Origin of the sequence: Kangiella sp. (assembly GCF_014762745.1) — a bacterium.
Taxonomy (GTDB): Bacteria; Pseudomonadota; Gammaproteobacteria; order Enterobacterales; family Kangiellaceae; genus Kangiella.
Genome location: NZ_JABURJ010000110.1, coordinates 26202 through 46331 on the forward strand (window position 1 = coordinate 26202; position 20130 = coordinate 46331).

Genomic DNA, 20130 nt, shown 5'->3' on the forward strand with positions numbered 1-20130 from the left:
CTACTGTTTTTAGTACTTCGGTTTCTTGCTTTCAATCCAGGCGTCAATTTTATCATTAAGCACTGACATGGATACGGCACCACCGAGTAACACTAAATCATGGAACTCTTTGATGTCGAATGCTTCACCAAGTTCTTCTTTGGCTTTTTCGCGCTGATCGACGATATTCAACATGCCGAGCTTATAACCCAATGCCTGGCCGGGCCATACCATGTAGCGTTCGATTTCTGATACGACGCTGGACTGAGCCGTACCGGTTTTTTCGGCCATATAGTCAATCGCTTGTTCGCGTGTCCACTTTTTATGATGCAGTCCGGTATCAACCACTAAACGAACGGCGCGGAACAGTTCCGCTTTGAGGCGTCCTAAGTCGCCATAAGGGTCATCTTTGTACATGCCCATTTCCCAGGCCACTAACTCTGAGTACAAAGCCCAACCTTCGACGTAGGCATTGTACGGAGCGATACGGCGGATCAGGGGCAAGCTTTCTTGCGCCATATTTAATGCGATTTGCCAGTGATGGCCCGGATTAGCTTCATGGTAAGTCAGCGTCTTCAAATCAAACTTAGGATTGGCCTTCATGTCCTTAAGGTTGATCCAATAAACACCTGGCTCAGAACCATCCAGTGGCGGTGGCGTATATTGTCCGCCAGGAGCACCGTCTTGTCGCTCAACCGGTATACGTCGAATCTCAACATCGTAAGGAGGAATGGTTGCAAAGCGGGTTGGCATCACTTCATTGATCTCTGCAAGCATCCCATTAAGATCATCCAGCAGTTTCTGCCGGCCCTCATCTGAATCTTCGTAAATGAATCGGTCTTCGTCATTCAAAGAAGCCATGCGTTCCCCGACAGTGCCTTCTTCATACCCTTCCGATTTCAGAATCGCATCCATCTCTGCGGTAATTCGTTCCACTTCATCAAGACCAATCTGATGCACTTCTTCCGGTGTCAAATCAGTATCGCCCAACTCACTGACCGCATAGCGATAAAACTCTGCGCCGTTCGGTTGCGCCCAGATCCCAGACTCTTCGGGCGCCTTTTCCAGCAAATCTTCCATTACCATCGCCAGGGTTTTATAAGCAGGGTAAATCGTGGTCTTGGTGATGCTGACCGCATCAAACATCATTTTTTCTTTTTCCTCATCAGGAATATCGAGCTTATCCAATTTGGTCTGTAAGTTAGTCACCAGCGCATGTTGCTCAGGTTCTGCTGCGATAAAACCATTCAGGAAGTTAAGCGCGCCATTGACGATAACCTTGGGCGGCACCCAGCCCTGTTCAGCATCAGCCAGCACTTTACTCTTAACACTTTCAATCATGTCGCCAAACTGTGCCATTCTGGCGATATAGTCTTTAGCATTTTGCTCGTTTTTAATCGGATGATTGTTTTGCAGCAGGTTAGGCACATCAATTGCTGGCCCATTGATTTGACTGACGATAAAGGGAGAGTGCCCCATCCAGCTGTCAATGAAACCAATATCAAACTGCTTTTCGCCTGAATAGTACTGAGCCAGATCAATGACTACCTTTCGATTCTCTTCGCCCTGAATAGTATCCGAATTCAGCTCCGCTAGCTGGTCGGCGTAATGGCGTAAACTCTGGCGCAGAGCCTTTTCGGCAGCAGGCGAATAATCGGGCAGCTTATCCTGATAGTAACCACCAGCGATCTCCTGGCTGACACCATACATGGTTGCGTCCATAGGACGAGCAGCAAATAGAGTGGCTGTAACTTTGTCATAAAGAACTTCAGGAGTAACTTTGGTTTGCTTGTGCGCCTGCTCCTTAGAAACCGCTGTCTCAGCCTGTTGCTGCTGACTCGCCTTCTCCTGCTGCTCTTCTTCTTGCTGACAGCCCGCACTCAGTAGAGCAGCACTAACCAACAGACTAACCATAGTTTTACGATTAACTCGTTTTGTGAAAGACATACCTACACCCTTTATATTGTTTGTGTGGAACGATTATTAATGATAATCGGACAAATGTCACATGCGCAGGTTCAGGGTAAATCAGCGGCGATAGTCATTGTTGCTGAGCCGGTCACAATTCTACACCTTTTCATCTATACATTATTTTTCTTGTAGGCTGGCGATGAACGAAGTGAATCCCAGCATTTCAGGCATAACTCAAAATATTGCTGGGATTCACTTCGTTCATCACCAGCCTACGGACTACGAAACTAACACCTCATAACTGGCCTGCTGATAATTTTGCCTTATAATAGCGGCTATTCTTTATTTGATTGATAGGACTGACCATGCCATCTTTTGATATTGTTTCTGAAGTGGATAAACACGAGATTACCAATACTGTTGATAATGCCAACCGAGAGCTATCGACTCGTTTTGATTTCCGCGGAGTGGATGCAAGCTTTGAGCAGACTGGCGAGAGCATTAAAATCACTGCCGAAGCCGAGTTTCAGGTCGATCAGATGATCGATATTCTTTATAAAGCCTGCGTTAAGCGTGATATTGATACCAATGCGTTGGATATCACCGATGATGCCACCCATTCCGGCAAGACCTTTTATAAGACGGCCACTTTCAAGCAGGGTATTGATAAAGATATCGCTAAAAAAATTGTCAAATTGATAAAAGACTCCAAGTTAAAAGTTCAGGCAGCGATTCAGGGCGAAGAAGTGCGAGTGACGGGTAAAAAACGTGATGATTTGCAGCAGGTTATGGCACTGGTCAGACAGGCAGAGCTGGGGCAGCCGTTTCAGTTTAAGAATTTCAGGGATTGATGTTTTCGGGCAGGCACATTGGCCTGCCCCTACCCCAATCATTGAGCCCCTTGCCTAAGAGGGGCTTTTCGGCTATAAAAGAGCCCATGCATTATTTTCCACATCAAAAAACATCAGGATTCATCTTTGCCCACCAGGGTGGTTGTAAATGGATTCTCGATTGAATACGCATTCCTTTCTTGCGCCGATTGCGCGCACCTGTTTTTCCTAGTATTTTCGTTTAATCGTTTCGTTATTTTTCTAGCTGATTGACAGTGTTTTCGATTCGTTCGCGCTGTAACTTATTGAATTTGAAATTGGCTAGCTAATTTGATTTGAGGTTTCTATGAGTGAGAAATTCGTATCTTCGTCAGCCCCGGAACCCGTCGGTCTGTATCCCCATGCGCGTCGTGTTGGTCACTTACTGTTCTTGTCGGGTGTTGGCCCACGCAAAAAAGGCAGCAAGGATATTCCTGGTGTCACTTTAGATGATGAGGGCAATATCATTGAGTACTGCATTGAGACGCAATGTCGTAGTGTCTTTGAAAACGTTCGTGCCATTTTGCTGGAGTCGGGTTCAAGCTGGGATCAACTGGTGGATGTGCAGGTGTTTCTGACCAACATGAAAGATGATTTCAAAACCTACAATAAAATCTACGCAGAATACTTTGCTGACAATCAACCTTGTCGCACCACCATTGAAATCAGTTCGCTACCCACTCCGATTGCGATTGAGCTGAAATGCATCGCCACTATTTACGATGATTAAGGAGAATCGCCATGAGTGATAAGACATTAACACCGGTTCCACCTTTTAATTTTCAGAAATGGATAGATGAGAACCGTCATTTGTTACAACCGCCTGTTTGCAACAAACAGGTTTTTGAACAGGATGACTTTATTGTAATGGTCGTTGGTGGCCCTAATGGTCGTCGCGATTATCATTATGATGAAGGTCCTGAGTTTTTCTATCAGCTGGAAGGCGAGATGGAATTACGTACCATTCAAAATGGCGAACGTGTCAATTACCCGATTAAAGCGGGGGAAATATTCCTGTTGCCACCGAGAGTTCCGCACTCGCCGGTTCGTTTCGAAAACTCTATTGGTCTGGTAGTTGAACGTAAACGACTGGAGCATGAGCAAGACGGCTTGATGTGGTTCTGTGAGAACTGCGATAACAAATTATATGAAGAGTATTTCCATCTAACCAATGTAGAAAAAGATTTCCTGCCGGTCTTCGAGCGCTTTTTAGAAAACGAAGAGCATCGTACCTGCGACAAGTGCGGTACGGTGATGCCTAAACAAAACAAACTGGATCTTTAATTTATGTCTGATTTGAAGATTGACATTCATACTCATATTCTTCCGAAAAATTGGCCGGACTTAAAAGAAAGATACGGCTATGGCGGCTTTGTGCAATTGGAGCATCATAAGTGCGACTGTGCGCGAATGATGGTCGATGGTAAGTTCTTCCGCGAAGTTCAGGAAAACTGCTGGTCACCGGAAGTGCGCATGAAAGACTGCGATCATCACGGCGTTCATGTTCAGGTCTTGTCTACAGTGCCAATCATGTTCAACTACTGGGCCAAACCAGAAGACACCCTAGATTTGTCGCGTTTTCTCAATGACCACATCGCTGAAGTGGTAGAGCGTTACCCTACCCGTTTTGTTGGCCTCGGCACTTTACCGATGCAGTCACCTAAGTTAGCGATTCAGGAACTGGAACGCTGTGTTAAGGAGCTGGGGCTGGCTGGCGTGCAAATTGGTTCGCATATCAATGACTGGAATTTGAACGACGAAAACCTGTTTGAAGTCTTTGCCGCGGCAGAAGAATTAGGTGCAGCAATCTTTGTTCATCCATGGGACATGGTTGGCAAAGAGAAAATGCAGAAATACTGGATGCCCTGGTTAGTGGGTATGCCTGCGGAAAGTTCTCTGGCGATTTGCTCAATGATTTTTGGTGGTGTTTTAGAACGTTTGCCAAATCTGCGAATTGCTTTTGCCCATGGCGGCGGAAGTTTCCCCGCAACACTCGGTCGTATCGAGCATGCCTATGAAGTTCGTCCTGATTTGATGCGCGTCGATAATCCGCATCATCCGCGTAAATATCTTGAACAAATATATCTTGATACACTGGTCCATGATCCGAAGATGCTTGAGTACCTGGTTGATTTAATGGGCCCCCATAAACTGGCGCTCGGTACCGACTATCCATTCCCATTAGGAGAGCTTGAGCCGGGTAAATTAATTGAGTCCATGAACTATGATAAAGCGGTTTCGGATCGCTTACTGCATGGAACCGCACTTGAGTGGCTCAATCTGGATAAAGGACGCTTTCTCAAATGAGTAAGTTCAACCTAATCACAGAGTTTATGGGCAAGCGTTATCAGGTAGATATAAAACATCCTCACTCGATAGCGATTCCTTTAAACTTTGATGGCAAGCAGCCCAATCATTTTGGTGCTGAAATTGCTAAACGACAGCCGCTTCAGGCTGGCAGCTTTATTGGTGACACCACTAAAGGCGGCAGTTGTAATGTTGATTCGATTCAACTGGTTCCTCATTGCAATGGCACCCATACTGAATCGATTCATCATATTTGTGATCAAAAGGTCTCGGTCGGCGCCATTTTTAATAATAGCTTGTCTGTTGCTTGCGTGATCAGCATTGAGCCAATGTTGGCAGAAGCCACTAACGATAGCTATCGACCAACTCTTGAAGATGCTGATCGAGTCATTGATATGGCACAACTGCAGCAGGCTATTGATAACGATACGCTGAACAACATTGAAAGCTTAGTAGTGCGCTGTGCTCCCAATCATGATGTTAAAAAGTCATACCGGTACGATGATACCAATCAGCCACCATTCTTTACTCAAGAAGCAATGCAATGGTTGGCGGATAGTCCTATAAAGCACTTACTGGTTGATTTTCCTTCGGTGGACAAAATGTATGATGAGGGCCATTTAACCAATCACCATATATACTGGAACTTGGAAGCTGATAGTCATCAGCTGACGGACACCGCACGTTGCGATAGAACCATTACTGAAATGATATTTGTGCCTGACGATATTGCTGATGGCATCTATTGCCTCAACCTGCAAATACCCGCATTTGAATTAGACGCAGCACCGAGCCGCCCGATTCTTTACCCATTAATTGAATGTTCTGAAACACATTCAGAACAAGAACAATAAAGCATTAAGAAGAAACCATTATGAATACTATTTTTTCACTTGAGCATGCGCAACAACTCGATCAACAGGATCCGTTAAAGCAGATGCGTGAACAATTTCATATTCCGAAACAAGACAATGGTGATGATGAAATTTACCTGTGTGGTAACTCGCTTGGCTTACAGCCAAAACGCACACAGGAATACTTAAACTATGAGCTGAGCCAGTGGCAAAAGCTGGGCGTTAAAGGTCACTTTTCGGGTGAGTTTCCGTGGATGCCCTACCATGAATTTCTAACCGAAGAGTCTGCCAAACTAGTTGGCGCAAAAAATTCTGAAGTGGTTTGCATGAACTCGCTAACCGCTAACCTGCACTTTATGATGGTCAGCTTTTATCGCCCCAATAAAACGCGTAATAAAATTCTAATCGAAGACCATGCCTTCCCTTCTGATCATTATGCGGTTGAATCACAAGTTCGCTTTCATGGCTTTGATCCAGACCAAGCAATGCTGTTAGCTAAACCACGCGAGGGTGAAGAAACCTTACGCACGGAAGATCTTTTAAACCTGATCGAACTGCATGGTGAAGAAATAGCGCTAATCATGCTGCCCGGCGTTCAGTATTACACCGGTCAAGTTCTCGATATGAAAGCCATTACCGAAGCCGGTCATGCCAAGGGCTGTATGGTGGGTTTCGATTTGGCTCATGCTACCGGCAACATTCCGATGAGTTTGCATGACTGGGATGTGGATTTTGCCGCCTGGTGTTCTTATAAATATTTAAACTCTGGTCCGGGTTCAGTGGCCGGTTGTTTCGTGCATGAAAAGCATCACACCAATTTAGAGCTTCCTCGATTTGCTGGCTGGTGGGGACACGACAAAGAATCGCGCTTTAGAATGGAAAATCGGTTTGTGCCAATGCAGAGTGCAGAAGCCTGGCAGGTATCCAACCCACCTATTCTGTCCTTAGCTGCCATTCGTGCCTCGTTAGATACGATAAAAGATGCAGGCGGTATTCTTGCGCTTCGCAAAAAGTCATTGAAGCTGACTCGTTACCTGCGTGACCTGTTAGAACAGGAACTGGCAGATGAAATTAATATTTTAACTCCTGCCGATGAAAAGGCTTCCGGTTGCCAGTTATCCTTGACCGTAAACTTGCATGGCCTTGATGGCAAAACTGTTTTTGATCGTATTGAAGCTGCTGGCGTTACCTGTGATTTCCGTCATCCAAATGTCATTCGTGTTGCTCCGGTTCCTTTGTATAACTCATTTGAAGATGCTTACCGCTTTGTAACCATCTTAAAAGATAGTTTACAGTGAGGCCTGCCATGTCAGTAACTCAAGATAAACACATCACTCTCATTGGCGCCGGTCTGGTTGGTTCGCTGGCCAGTATCTATTTGGGCTTGCGCGGCTACAAAGTCGATGTTTACGAAAAACTGCCGGACATTCGCCTGGAAGATATTCCGGCTGGTCGCTCAATCAATCTGGCGCTGGCTAATCGCGGCATTCGTCCTTTGCAGCAGGTTGGCATCATGGAGCAGGTTGAGAAATTGCTGATCCCCATGAAAGGTCGCATGCTGCATGATGAAGCGGGCGAGCTCCAATTCCAGTCTTACGGACAACGCCCTGAAGAGGTCATTTATTCGGTATCCCGTGCTGGCTTAGTCAGTCTATTGCGCGACGAAGCCGAAGCCACTGGCAATGTTACTTTCCACTTTAAGCACCCTTTGGTCGACATCGATTTCGACAAGCAGAGCTTTACTGTTGAAGATGCCATGACGGGTAACAAGCAAACCTTAAACTATGACATTTTGCTGGCAACCGATGGGGCTGGTTCGCCAGTGCGTCAATTTATGGAAGCGGCCAAGGTTGGTCAGTTCAGTTCAGAGCTACTTGCACATAACTATAAAGAGTTAACCATTCCTGCCGATCAAGCCGGCAATTTTCAGATTGAAAAGGAAGCCCTGCATATCTGGCCACGTGGTGGTTATATGGTGATTGCGCTGCCGAATCTTGATGGTTCTTTTACGGTTACCTTGTTTATGCCAACCAAGAACGGCGAAGCCAGCTTTGCTAACTTAAACACACCAGAAAAAGTCGACAGCTTTTTCAAAAAGTATTTCAAAGATGCGTATGTTCTGATCCCTAATTTAACCGAACTGTTTTTCGATAATCCGACCGGCGTTCTGGGTACAGTGCGTAGCGAGAAATGGTTCCATGGCAACGCCATGATTTTTGGTGATGCGGCCCATGCCATTGTGCCTTTTCATGGACAAGGCATGAACTGCGGCTTCGAAGATTGCGCTGAGTTGAATACCTTGTTAAATCAATTTAACGACGACTGGCAAAAAGTTTTCCCGGCTTTTAATCAAGCACGTCGCGATAATGCCAATGCGATTGCCGATATGGCTTTGGACAACTATATTGAGATGCGTGATTCTGTGCGTGACCCCAAGTTCCACCTTAAAAAGGCTATCGCCTTTGAATTAGAGAAGCGCTTCCCTGAACAATTCATTCCACGCTACTCAATGGTCATGTTCCATCACATACCTTATGCTCAGGCGCAAAGTCGTGGTGCCGTCCAGGCTAACATTTTGCAACAACTTGCTAAGGATATTGATAGTCTGGATCGGGTAGACTGGACACTTGCTACTCACTTGGTTCAAGACCAGTTATCCGTGTTACCAAAGGATTATCTACAATGAAATCAGTTTTAGTTTCCAGCCTTGCCGTATTGTTAGGCTTAGTCTTATCAAACACATCTAGCGCTAATAATGTTCCGCAGGCTACCGAACAAGCCCGTGTTGAACGAGCCCAGGAATGGATCAATTTTCTGGCCAGTGACGAACTTAAAGGGCGTAAAACCGGCACTCCAGAAATGAAGCAGGTTCATGCCTGGCTTGACCAGCGCTTTAAAGCTATAGGGCTAAAGCCGTTGCCAGAAACCGATTCCTATCGTCAGGAATTCTCTTTTGATCGCAAAGGTACATCAATCGATGCGGTTAATTACCTGGGGTTCATTGACTGCCAGTGTGACAACGACAAGTTCATTATGATTGGCGCGCATTATGATCACGTTGGCCAGAACCCCGAGCTGGAAGGCGATATCACTTTTAATGGTGCCGATGATGACGCCAGTGGCGTGGTTGCGAGTTTAGTCATTGCAGAACTTTTAGCGAAGCAGGAATCTCTTCCGTTCAATATCATTATCGCTGCCTGGGATGCCGAAGAGATGGGACTGCTTGGCTCCAAACACTTTGCCGAAAACCCTCTGATTCCACTTGAGCAGATCGAAACAGGCATCATGTTTGAGTTAGTAGGCACTCCAGTTGAGGAGCACCCACAAAGCGCCTGGATGACGGGTAATCAATATTCCAATTTGTTCGCGCTATTACAGGATGACTTTTCTAAAGCGGGCTGGTCACTGGATGCCGATCCTTTTGCGCAGATGGGTTTGTTCATGCGTTCGGACAACGCGCCTTTTGCATTAATGGATTTGACTCAACAAAAAGCAGAGCAGGTATTTAAGCATGGCCAACAGGCTGATATTACCGGCATTCCAATGCATGCAATTTCGGTTTGGCGTGGTCAAGATCATTACCATCAGGTACATGATGAAGCAGACATTATTGATGTGCCGAATCTGGTAGCCCTTTCCGAAGTGATTGCAGCAGCGGTTGCTAACTTACCAGCGGATACCAAGGTGGTATGGAAAGAAAATCCTCACTTTAAATTTTCACGTCCATAAGTTATTTCGCGTATCCAGGTTGGGTTACAGATATTATCTCGTAACCCAACACCTACTTTTTTTTGACCTAAAGCTAAACCTCTTTAAAGCCAAAATTTCCCTTCAGCTCGGCTAACAAGGGGCTGACTTCCTTAATTAGCTCATTATCACCATAATGAATCGGCTTCTTCACTCCCCAGATAGGGCCAGGCCAGGCTGGATCGTTTTTGTAACGTGCAATGTGATGAATATGTAACTGAGGAACCAGGTTCCCCAGCGCCGCCACATTCATCTTGTCCGCCTTAAATACCTTTGCCATGGTTTGTAAGAGAAAGTTGGACTCTTCCATCACATTGATCTGTTGCGCTACCGACAGTTGATACAGTTCTTTTATATCATTAACTCTTGGCACCAGAATGGCCCAGGGGTATTGCTTGTCGTTCATCCATAGCAATTTGCATAAATTAAAATTGCCCAGTTCAACAGTGTCCTGGGCTAATGTTTCATTTAAGGTAAAACTCATTAAACATCCTTAGTTTCCTGTCTTTATTGCTGTGACAAAATTGGCTGGCAATCAGCGGTCGCTTTGGGTGCTGTTCCTCGAAGATAAGGCACGCTCACTGCATTCTGGCAGTCATCCGTTGCCAACAATCCGCTGCGATAATCCACCAGCTTCCATTCAATATTGTCATGATAGCCGATATCGATCGGAGCCGTATTAATACCCGCAAACAGATCCGTGAACACAGGTAGCGCCGCAGTAGAACCGGTGATATTAGCATCCTTGTTGTCATCTCGACCAACCCAGACTACCGCCAGATGTTCGCCTGACAGCCCCACGAACCATGAGTCTTTCAGGTCATTGGTTGTGCCCGTTTTCCCGGCAAACGACGTAAATGGATTGGATCGATGAAGGTACTTGGCCGTGCCCTGCTCGACAGCCAATTGCATGGCGGCCTTAACCAGATACACATTCAGCTCACTGGCGATTCTTTCTGAATCGACCGGATAGCGATCCAGCAACTGGCCGCCGTTATCAGTCACGGCGATGATTGATGAAGGCTTAATACGCAATCCGTTACTGGCAATGGATTGATAAAGCTGCAACAACTCCAGCGGTGTCAGTTCAAGTACGCCAAGTGGCAAAGCATCCAAAGGGCGAACTTCTTTTTCAACACCAGATTTCTCGACAAAATCAGCTAATCGTTGAATTCCGACTTCCTGACCTAAACGTGCCATCGCTACATTGTAGGACTCACTTAGCGCCCGGTAGAGCGGTACCATGCCGTGGAAATTACGGTCAAAGTTTTGCGGCTCCCACATGGTGCCATCTCTTTGCTCTAAGGATAACGGGAAGTCGCTGACGTTTGACGACAGGTTATAATCAGAATTTTGCTCCAGCGCAGCCAACATAACGAAAGGCTTGATCACGGAACCAATTTGACGTCGAGCATCAATCGCGCGGTTGTAACCAGCGAAGCCTGCCTTTCGATCACCAATTACTGCCAGAATATGTCCGCTCTGGCTATCGCTGATAATCGCGGCCGCCTGCAGGCTACCCTCTTCCTGCTGACGCTGCTTTTCGATATCGTTAATGGATTTTTCAACGGTACGCTCGCTGTACATCTGAATCACCGGGTCAAGCGTGGTGAAAACATTCAGTCCTTCTGAATTTAATTCATCATCCGAGTAAGAATCCTGTAGTTGACGACCCACCAAATCCATAAAGGCCGGCACATTTGATAAATGAATACTTGGCTTTCTGACCAAAGATAAGGTCGTCTGTTTTTCCTGCTTGAGTTCGCGCTCAGTCAAAGTGCCGGACTGATGCATCAATTCAAGCACCAGGTTACGTCGCTTCATGGCATTCTCAGGATGACGGCGCGGGTCATAGACTGAAGGGCCTTTTAAAATAGCCACCAGCAAAGCTGATTGAGCTGGCGTTAAATTTTCAACTTCTTTATCGAAAAAGAATTTGCTGGCAAGCCCTACCCCATGAATGGCTCGTGGGCCATCCTGCCCGAAATAGACTTCGTTGAAATAGGCTTCCAGAATTTCATCCTTTTCATAATGAACCTCCAGCAAAACCGACATCACCGCTTCGCGGAATTTACGCCACAGGCTGCGTTCATTAGTCAGGAAATAGTTTTTGACCAGTTGTTGCGTTAGCGTACTGCCACCCTGAGTACCACCATCGGAGGTTACGTTGTGCCACAAAGCACGTGCAATCGCTTTGGGTGACACGCCGCTGTGCTCATAAAAATCGCGGTCTTCAGTAATGATCAATGCCTTGATCAGGTGCTCAGGAATCTGATCCAGTTTAACCAGAATACGATCTTCCAGACGGTTTGGATAAATCTGCCCAATCAGTAAAGGATCAAGTCTTGCCATCTGTAATGGCTCGCCCAACACATGATCTTTTAGTTGGCTGACGCGCCCATTACGCAGGCTAAAAGCAATCTGACGGGCTGGCTGCTTTTCATCCCAAAAGACGAATGGACGAACATGGATATAATAATAATCGCCATATTGTTCGTAGTCACCCGCTCGCGTCGCTTTGACAGCCTTGCGGTAACCCAGAAGCTCCAGCTCCTGCTCAAGCCGAGTGGGAGTCAGTGACTTGCCATTCATCAGCTCAAGCGGCTGCGCATAGACCTTGGCTGGCAGCTGCCAACGATTGTCATCAAACTGACGCTTGATCACCATGTCGCAATAGATAACAAAGGCAGTAAACAAGGCAACGAAAATCAGGCCTCCCCGCAAAAATACCTTTTTCCAGGGTATTTTGCGCCAGAAGGATTGGTTAGTTTGCTTTGACTGCTTCTTTTTCGAGGATTTTGCGCTTTTCTTTACTGGTTTTTTAGCCATTTCACTTTATCGGTATCAATCTCGTGACTATGATAGTAGCAAATTCAAGCACACTAATGTTATGCCTTCTATAGCAAAATCTGACAAAAATATGGCGCGTCTGTTCTTTGCCATAGCGCTACCGCAGGATCTGAGAAACAAGCTGGAGCTACTGCAAAAGATGTGTCCATTCACTGGACGCCCCGTCAGCGCTCATAATTTCCACATAACCCTGCTATTTTTGGGTGAACTTCCACGTACACAGCTGGATGACATTATCGAAGCCATTGTAATTCCGGCTATTAAACCTTTCCAGATTGAACTTAACCAGTTTGCTTATTACCCTAAAGCCGAAGTGGGCTGTCTTGAAGTCGCTCCTAGTGAGAAACTCACAGAACTTCATCAACATATCAGCCGCAATCTCAAGCAGGCCGGGATTCACATCAAACAGTCCACTAAACCCTTTCGTCCCCACATTACCCTTTATCGCGATGCCGTGGTTAACACGGAAATAACTCAGTCAGTTCACCACCAACTAAAGGTTAATCATTTTTGTTTAATGGAGTCTCAGTTTAATCAGAAAGGTGTTTATTATGAGGTCATCGAAGAGTGGCCAACCTATGAGCCAACCATTAAAGAACAGTTTTTTGGCATTAAAGACTGAGGCCTAATGCATTAACTGAGTCATTTTAAGAAATGAGCTGCTCAAATTCTTTAACCAAACTATCTACTACAACAATCTGGTTACGACCTTTGCTTTTAGCGCTATACATGGCTTTATCAGCGTCGGCAATCAAATCCATCAAGTCGTAACCGGACAGCTCGGTGCTGGTCACACCAAAACTCGCTGATATATCAAAACGATAGCCAGTTTCTGTGGTATCAATACGGGAAACTGCTTGACGACAGCTTTCCGCCAGCTGCTGTGCTTTTTCAAGGTTGCAGGCCGGCAGGAAAATGGCAAACTCTTCACCACCCAGACGCCCAGCCAAGTCATTCTGGCGACAACTGGCTTTAACCACTTCCGCCGTTTGCTGCAACACCCAGTCACCCACTAAATGACCATACTTATCATTGATCGATTTAAAATAATCCATGTCGAACAGAATAAAGCCGACATCCTGCTTTTCTTGCTCGCTCCGCTGTAAAATCGCCTTAGCTGTTTCATAGAAATGATGACGAGAACTTAAACCCGTTAGCTGGTCGGTTTGCGATTGTTTGCGTAAACGAATTTGATGACGCTTGATACGATAGGTCCAAAAAGCTAAGGTTCCCAGAAGCACCAAAGCCAAAGCCAATACCAGACGGTTATTAACCGCTTCTTTTTTTGCTAAATCCTGCTCAAGCTGGAGCAATAAGTTCTGTTGATTAAGCTGCTCTATTTTCTGCTGCTTACTCTCGGTCTCATGCTCTACTAACTGATAAGCCAACTGCTTCGATGATTCATCATTTTTGTATCGGTTGATTTTAACCAAATACTCTTCTAGAAACTCTAAAGCCTGCTCCAAGTTACCTCGCTCTTTTAGTAGCTGAGAATTTAAATAATAGGCCTCCAACAACCAGGTCGTTACTGTTTCTCTATTATTCTTTTCAGCAGTCTCAATTGCTTTTGTTGCATAAAGCTGAGCTGAAACGCTGTCATCAACACCGCTTAAACTCAAAGCGTATAAGGTGTAGTACCCTGTTGTTAAATAACTGTATCCCAATTTCTCAACTGCTGGCAGTTGTCGCTCAATATCCAATTTAGCCTGCTCAAATTGTCTGCTTCTTACACTATTGGCCAGCAAGTAAAATTTAGCAGACAAAGCATAAACCGGTTCTTTCTCAAAGCAGTCACTATAAGACTTATTAATATAGGCAGTTTGCTCAGAACGGATTTTAGTTAGCTCATACCATGTTTGAGCCTTAACAGCAGCGAGCAAACACCTCTCTTTAAGATTAGATAAGCTACTGTGTTCATTTAACTTGCCTAATGTTTCTTCAGCAAGCTCATATTGCCCCACTTCGTTATAAACAATCGCAGCAACCTGATAGATATAATTACGAATCGAATCTTCGGCACCACCGGCTTCTGTTAATACATTTTTTATCAACTCAAGAGCACCAACATAATCTTTATTCAAAACCTGCAGGTTTGCTAAAGCTAATTTAGTTCTAATGACTAAGGGCTTATTAACCTGACTGGCGATAACTTTCTGATAGTGGGCAATAGACTGTTCCGAATTGCCTTTTAAGGCTTCAGCATAACCTAATAAATAATCTCTTAAGGCCTTATTCTCTATATCGGGAAGCTCTAACTCTGAGATATAGTTGACTTGCTGTAAGAACTGCTGGGGATCTGTTGTTCTAAGATGGTTTGCTATTTTTAGCTCTTCGACATAAGTAATTTCGGTAGCCTGCAACAAGCCACCGAAAATACCAATTACTATTATTGAAAGTTTGTAAATCGATCGAAGGAAGCTATGCGACCCTGATTTCTTCTTCCCTGGAATCATCTTCTGAAGCATCCTCGTCATCTTCCGCAGGAGCCAAAATTACTGACACATTGGTATTAGCCCCTAATAAACTTTCTAATTTAGCGATATTTTTTTCTTTTATCGCTTCTGCAAGCTCTTCTTCTAAGCCTAATGCCTTTAACTTAGATACTGATAATGATTGCTCTGAAGTAAGGTTAGCAATAGTTTCAAGAAGTTGTAAATTTTGGCTCATAGTAATCTCCTTTAAGTGTTGATAAGACCATTAGTTACGATTTTTTCCTTAACGGTGGTATCACAAGCGTTGTTTCCAGACTGGTCTCAACATTTGCTAATTGTTGTAATTGTATTTTTTCTATTCTTGATTCTTTTAATAATAGTGTTGATGACTCATAAAGAATGACTTCGTGGTCTTCAGGATATATTGCATTCAGTTTCTTTTTGAGTAATCCAAGCTTTTCTTCTGTTGTCTCAAACTCTGTGAGTTCCTGATCCCCTGCAATCCCTATTTGCCAAAGCACCAGATAGGCGCTCGGCTCAATATTTTTGTTATGAACCATATACTGGGTCGTTTCGTAATGCTGACAGCCGAACCTGCCTGGGTCAATAGCTAAATCAGCATATAGACAATCTTCTGCCGAAATTCCTGGCTCCATATGAGCCTCAAAGCCTTCCCTCTTCGCTGTTTCGATTACTCGATGAGGAGCAAGTGCAAACACCCCAGGGTGACCATAGAATGCTGCACACACATTCTTGCCTGCTCTTACTTCATGCATTATCGCGGCAATCATTTCTTTATAGGTTTCAAGCCGCGACTTTCCCGACTGATAATATTGACCTAGGTCGTGAGTATTCGGATTAAGCTCTTTTATCCAGCTTCCCATCAAGCTACTTGCAACGGCTATGAACACGATATCAGCCTGCTCGATTTGCTGTTTTGATATGGGGGTCATGTGCACCATGAGCTTGATTCCAGTTCCTACACAGACCAGTCGACCCTTCTTGTTCAAAACTTATCCCCAGTTCTTTCTTCGTACACCCAATAGCCATAATCTGGATCGTTCTTATAGTTATAAAAACCAAGGCCAATGACCATACTTATACTGATTAAATTATCATGCTTTATTCGTCCGTATAACCTGCTTATCCCTATCTTTACTAAAATCTTATTAACCAATCCCTCAATGACTTCTTTAGCGATACCCTGATTAACAGAATCTTTGCTCAATATCACGCCTAATTCCCAGCCGTCCTCAAACATTCTTCGCTGGGATATTCCAATCAGACCAACCTTTGAATTGTCACTCTTTCTTCTTATAGCCCATAAAAAACTTCGGGGTTGGGGCTGGCTTAAGCTAAACAATTCCTTATTAAAACGCTCAATAGCTCCGCGTTGATTTAAAGGCTTCTCAATGCACCGCATTGTTATTGGATCCGTCAGCAGGGAAACATAAAATGACTCATCAGAGTCAGATACAATCGTCACGTAAAAATGACTGGTACTAAATGCCATATTATTGGTTCTTTCATCAGTCATATGCACAACAAATTATAACTCTGTACCCCCAAACCCTTCCGATAATACCCATCCAACAAAAAAATAACCACCAGTTTATATTGTCCGATACGCTTAAAAATGGTTACAAAAAAGGAAGCCATTGGCTCCCTTTCGATTCACGCTCTCAATAACAGGCGCAAATTACTTCAACAACTTCCTAGCTATGGTTCTGAAGCCATGACCGGTTCCGCCTGCTGCAAAATAAGCAGTGGGGCTGTCGTTATAGGCTCCGGCAAGATCCACGTGAACCCAGCCTTTGCCATCATTCGGCACGAAGCGCGACAAGAAACCGGCTGCATTGCTGGCGCCACCTGGTCCACCACCTTTTACCGCACGGCTGTTGGCAGTGTCGGCAAAGTTAGATGGACACTTGGCGGCATGGAATGGTTCCAGCGGTAACGGCCAATGGCGCTCGTTCTCGCTTTTTGCGACATTGAGATAGTCATTACGCTCATCGTCATCCAGTGCAAAAACCGCATTATAGTCTTCGCCGACGGCTGTAACGGCTGCGCCAGTAAGCGTTGCTGCGTCAATAATTAGTGGTGCGCCCGTTTGGCCAGCCAGCAATAGACCATCAGCTAGTACCAATCGGCCTTCTGCATCGGTGTTATGAATTTCAACCGAGATACCGTTAGGGTAAGTAATGATGTCACCCAACTTGTAAGCATGACCACTGATCAGGTTTTCCGCGCAGCATAGATAGAGATGAACCGGCTTATCAAGGCCGCGCAAAATGGCTAATGCCAAACCTGCAGTCACAGTCGCGGCACCACCCATATCGGCCTTCATGTGGACCATACCTGCGCTTTGCTTGATGCTATAACCACCGCTATCAAAGGTAATGCCTTTACCGACCAAGGCAGCCACAGGGGCTGAACTGTCATTCTTACGGTCAAACTCAAGCTTTAAAATAGCCGGTGGCCTGGTACTGCCGCGCCCCACTTCCCAGGTGCCGACATGGCCCTGTTTCTCAAGATCCTGCCCAGATACGATCTGATAGCGCACATTGTCGGGAGCCAGACTTTGAATAAAGTCAGCGGCTTCCTGAGCCAAAACCTGCGGCGCCAGAACTTCTGGCGTTTCATTGACCATGGAGCGCATCCAGCGGCTGACCTGAATACGGGCTTCCAGTTCTTTGTTGTCATCATCAGAAAGTTCGGCAAAGTCGATTTGTACGTCAATCTTCGGATCGTACGCGCCCTGGAAAAATGCCCATTGCTGTTCTAATTCCCAATCACCTTCGAGGGTGAAAAAGGATAATCCCTGACTGACCAGCTTTCTGGCAGCCATTTGCACCAGGTCGGAACCTTCGGCGTGAATGGTTACTGCATCTTCTTTATAGCTTAGTAATGCACCTTCGCCCCATTGCGCAGGCGCGCTGTCTGTTGATAACAAAACTTTTAATGTCATACCAATCCTTATCAAGTTGTTGTCTAGAAACCGTCCCTATAGGCGGCATCTAAAACAAATGGCCCAGTTTCGATTGTTTGGTTGAAAGGTAGTCTTCGTTGTGAGGGTTATGACCATATTTGAGAGGAACCCGTTCCACCACATCAATTCCTGCATCAATCATAGAACTGACTTTACGCGGGTTATTGGTCATCAAACGAATTTTTTGAATGCCCAGCTTATCCAGCGCATCCGAAGCAACCTTAAAGTCACGCTCATCAGCGCCAAATCCCAAATGCTCATTGGCCTGTACCGTATCCATACCTTGATCTTGCAGGGAATAGGCACGAATTTTATTGGTCAGGCCAATACCGCGACCTTCCTGACGCAGATAAAGCAAAACGCCAGCGCCCTCTTCAGCGATTTTCTGCAAAGCTGCTTTCAGCTGGAAACCGCAATCACAGCGCAGACTAAATAGTGCATCACCAGTTAAACATTCCGAGTGAATGCGCGCTAATACTGGCTGTTTGCTGTCCCAGTCGCCAAAGGTTAGAGCCACATGCTCTTTACCATCATCAGCCTCAAGCGCGTGAATCGTGAAGTCGCCCCAAGGGGTGGGTAAGCGTGCGCTCAAGCTATCTTTATGCGTCATTAAACCGTCTTCCGGGGTATTTAATTGAATGAAACCGCCATTTTACACCATGTTCAAAGCAGAAACAGCATGATAATATTCGATGGCTACTATAATTCGAGGACATATGATGAAACTCCCCCAATCCCTGGCTCTAATCCTATTTACTATTTTATGTTCCACTGCCTCATTAGCGAATGATCGAGGTCAACCTAATAATGCGCACACTCAGGCCATTATCGATATTTTGGATGCGATTGATACACCCAATATCACACGTCGTGCAATGATGAGTTCTTTTGCAGAAGATACATCGGGCGATATCACTGATGAATTTGCCAATTGCGTGAATGATAACCTTACCGATGACATGCTGTATGAGATGTTTATTCCCGTCTATCAGTCTAACCTTGACCAACATACAGCGGTTAGACTAGCTGAGTTCTTCCAAACAGAAACAGGCAAAAAATTTGGTATCGTTGTGCGGATTCAAACTGGCGAAGACTTACCCATGCCAGATATGACTGCTGAAGATATGCGAGTGTACACTCAATATGAAAACGATATTCTAAGTCTTGGCAATGAACAGCTGGTCGCTGATGCCGAAGCAGCCGGTATGGAAATGGGCATGCAGCTTGGTATGGATTGCGTGGGTTCACTCTAATCTTTAACAAGACATGACTTATAAAGCCGGCTAGTCCGGCTTTTTTATTCCTTGAATACCACGGGCTTTAAAAACTGTTCCAACTCTTTCCAGAATTCATCCCAGTCTGCAGGCGTATCCGCATGAGCCGTCTCATAAATCTTATGGGTGGCATCTTCTTTCACCGTCAGCAGTTTATTCAAGGCATCAATCGGTACCGTCCTGTCAGCCTTTCCATGGATCAGATAGACCATGCCCTGATATTCGGACAGCGCTTTAACATTATCAAAGGGATGCTGCACCAGAAAAGCAGGCAACAGGCGTTTATAGGCCAAATCGACAATGCTGGAATAGGTCGACATCAGCACGATCGCAACAGGCTTATGTTTCGGTACCAGAGTCAACACAGCGCCACCGCCCATCGAACGGCCTAGCAGCACAATCCGCTCTTTATCCAGCTGCTCCTGCTGCTCTACCCACTCATAAGCCAGATTCATGGTTTCGGAAATGCTGTCAAAACTTGGGGTTCCATCGCAGCGACCATAACCCGGGTATTCCACTAGTATTACCGCGTAACCCTGTTCTCGCATATAGTCGACCCGTGGCGCCCAATCATCAATAATATTGCCATTACCATGCGCCACCATAAGCACTGGAAACGGTTGCTTAAAATTTTGCAAAGGTGGCAAGTAAGCCAACTCAAACTCACCCTGTGAAAATTCCAGACGGTGAATCTCGCCACCTGCATTTTCTATTAATGCAGGATCCGATGGAGGCAGTTCATGTACAGGAAATAACATCCTATGCTGAATAAAATAGAAACTGACAAGATAGATAAGGTAAGCAAAAAGTGGGATAGTAATTATCCAGAGTAAGGTCGTCATAGAACTCCAATAAGCTTTTTATTGCGTCTGCTTTTTATACTGTTAGAATCAAATCATTCTAACAGAGCCCAATTCT

At 45.3% G+C, this 20130-nt stretch carries 20 protein-coding genes; 10 read left to right on the forward strand and 10 right to left on the reverse strand.

The annotated features are described in order from the left end of the window. Nucleotides 1–9 precede the first annotated feature (9 nt). The gene (locus HUJ19_RS08995; protein WP_290623593.1) at nt 10–1926 is read right to left on the reverse strand and encodes a DUF885 domain-containing protein; all 1917 of its coding nucleotides are present in this window, start codon (nt 1924–1926) and stop codon (nt 10–12) included. A 329-nt stretch (nt 1927–2255) separates the two neighbouring features. On the opposite strand from HUJ19_RS08995, the gene HUJ19_RS09000 reads away from it, so the two are divergent. The 8 genes from HUJ19_RS09000 to HUJ19_RS09035 all read left to right on the forward strand — a co-directional run bounded on the left by HUJ19_RS09000 (nt 2256) and on the right by HUJ19_RS09035 (nt 9649). Then, entirely contained in the window at nt 2256–2741 is a 486-nt protein-coding gene (locus tag HUJ19_RS09000) for a YajQ family cyclic di-GMP-binding protein (RefSeq protein WP_290623595.1), read from the forward strand. Between the two features lie 325 nt (nt 2742–3066). Next, complete coding sequence (locus HUJ19_RS09005; RefSeq protein ID WP_290623597.1) at nt 3067–3489, forward strand: RidA family protein; 423 nt, start codon at nt 3067–3069, stop codon at nt 3487–3489. A gap of 11 nt (nt 3490–3500) precedes the next feature. Further along, complete coding sequence (locus HUJ19_RS09010) at nt 3501–4043, forward strand: 3-hydroxyanthranilate 3,4-dioxygenase (RefSeq protein ID WP_290623599.1); 543 nt, start codon at nt 3501–3503, stop codon at nt 4041–4043. Nucleotides 4044–4046: 3 nt separating this feature from the next. Continuing rightward, nucleotides 4047–5066: an amidohydrolase family protein gene (locus HUJ19_RS09015; protein ID WP_290623600.1), complete on the forward strand. Its 1020-nt coding sequence runs from the start codon at nt 4047–4049 to the stop codon at nt 5064–5066. Next, nucleotides 5063–5920, forward strand: a complete 858-nt coding sequence (locus HUJ19_RS09020) for a cyclase family protein (protein WP_290623602.1) — start codon at nt 5063–5065, stop codon at nt 5918–5920. Before HUJ19_RS09015 ends, HUJ19_RS09020 begins: the two co-directional genes overlap by 4 nt. 20 nt (nt 5921–5940) lie before the next feature. Further along, the gene (gene kynU / locus HUJ19_RS09025; protein WP_290623604.1) at nt 5941–7218 is read left to right on the forward strand and encodes a kynureninase; all 1278 of its coding nucleotides are present in this window, start codon (nt 5941–5943) and stop codon (nt 7216–7218) included. Nucleotides 7219–7226: 8 nt separating this feature from the next. Beyond that, complete coding sequence (locus HUJ19_RS09030) at nt 7227–8606, forward strand: NAD(P)/FAD-dependent oxidoreductase (protein WP_290623606.1); 1380 nt, start codon at nt 7227–7229, stop codon at nt 8604–8606. Then, a complete protein-coding gene (locus HUJ19_RS09035) occupies nt 8603–9649 on the forward strand; it encodes a M20/M25/M40 family metallo-hydrolase (protein WP_290623607.1) in 1047 nt (348 codons plus the stop codon). The genes HUJ19_RS09030 and HUJ19_RS09035 overlap by 4 nt, the downstream gene beginning before the upstream one ends. A 73-nt stretch (nt 9650–9722) precedes the next feature. Here the strand turns inward: HUJ19_RS09035 and HUJ19_RS09040 are convergent, their stop codons facing one another. Beyond that, nucleotides 9723–10151: an HIT family protein gene (locus HUJ19_RS09040; protein ID WP_290623609.1), complete on the reverse strand. Its 429-nt coding sequence runs from the start codon at nt 10149–10151 to the stop codon at nt 9723–9725. 23 nt (nt 10152–10174) lie between these two features. After that, a complete protein-coding gene (gene mrcB / locus HUJ19_RS09045; RefSeq protein ID WP_290623611.1) occupies nt 10175–12496 on the reverse strand; it encodes a penicillin-binding protein 1B in 2322 nt (773 codons plus the stop codon). Between the two features lie 61 nt (nt 12497–12557). Between mrcB and thpR the strand changes: the two genes are divergently transcribed. Continuing rightward, a complete protein-coding gene (gene thpR, locus HUJ19_RS09050; protein ID WP_290623613.1) occupies nt 12558–13139 on the forward strand; it encodes an RNA 2',3'-cyclic phosphodiesterase in 582 nt (193 codons plus the stop codon). A 25-nt stretch (nt 13140–13164) separates the two neighbouring features. On the opposite strand, the gene HUJ19_RS09055 is transcribed toward thpR, so the two are convergent. From HUJ19_RS09055 to ribA, 6 genes are all read right to left on the reverse strand, one after another. Continuing rightward, nucleotides 13165–14970, reverse strand: coding sequence for a GGDEF domain-containing protein (locus tag HUJ19_RS09055; RefSeq protein WP_290623615.1), 1806 nt, complete (start codon nt 14968–14970; stop codon nt 13165–13167). Continuing rightward, complete coding sequence (locus HUJ19_RS09060) at nt 14936–15184, reverse strand: hypothetical protein (RefSeq protein ID WP_290623617.1); 249 nt, start codon at nt 15182–15184, stop codon at nt 14936–14938. The genes HUJ19_RS09055 and HUJ19_RS09060 overlap by 35 nt, the downstream gene beginning before the upstream one ends. Nucleotides 15185–15218: 34 nt before the next feature. Then, nucleotides 15219–15959, reverse strand: a complete 741-nt coding sequence (locus HUJ19_RS09065; RefSeq protein WP_290623619.1) for an SAM-dependent methyltransferase — start codon at nt 15957–15959, stop codon at nt 15219–15221. Further along, a complete protein-coding gene (locus tag HUJ19_RS09070) occupies nt 15956–16462 on the reverse strand; it encodes a GNAT family N-acetyltransferase (protein ID WP_290623621.1) in 507 nt (168 codons plus the stop codon). The genes HUJ19_RS09065 and HUJ19_RS09070 overlap by 4 nt, the downstream gene beginning before the upstream one ends. A 186-nt stretch (nt 16463–16648) precedes the next feature. After that, entirely contained in the window at nt 16649–17917 is a 1269-nt protein-coding gene (gene pepB, locus HUJ19_RS09075) for an aminopeptidase PepB (protein ID WP_290623623.1), read from the reverse strand. Between the two features lie 49 nt (nt 17918–17966). Continuing rightward, entirely contained in the window at nt 17967–18548 is a 582-nt protein-coding gene (ribA, locus tag HUJ19_RS09080; RefSeq protein WP_290623627.1) for a GTP cyclohydrolase II, read from the reverse strand. 109 nt (nt 18549–18657) lie between these two features. Between ribA and HUJ19_RS09085 the strand changes: the two genes are divergently transcribed. After that, nucleotides 18658–19191 (forward strand): hypothetical protein, encoded by a 534-nt coding sequence (locus tag HUJ19_RS09085; RefSeq protein ID WP_290623629.1) that lies wholly within the window; start codon nt 18658–18660, stop codon nt 19189–19191. Nucleotides 19192–19235: 44 nt separating this feature from the next. Here the strand turns inward: HUJ19_RS09085 and HUJ19_RS09090 are convergent, their stop codons facing one another. After that, on the reverse strand, nt 19236–20054 hold the full coding sequence (locus tag HUJ19_RS09090; RefSeq protein WP_290623631.1) for an alpha/beta fold hydrolase: 819 nt from the start codon (nt 20052–20054) through the stop codon (nt 19236–19238). Between the last annotated feature and the right edge of the window lie 76 nt (nt 20055–20130).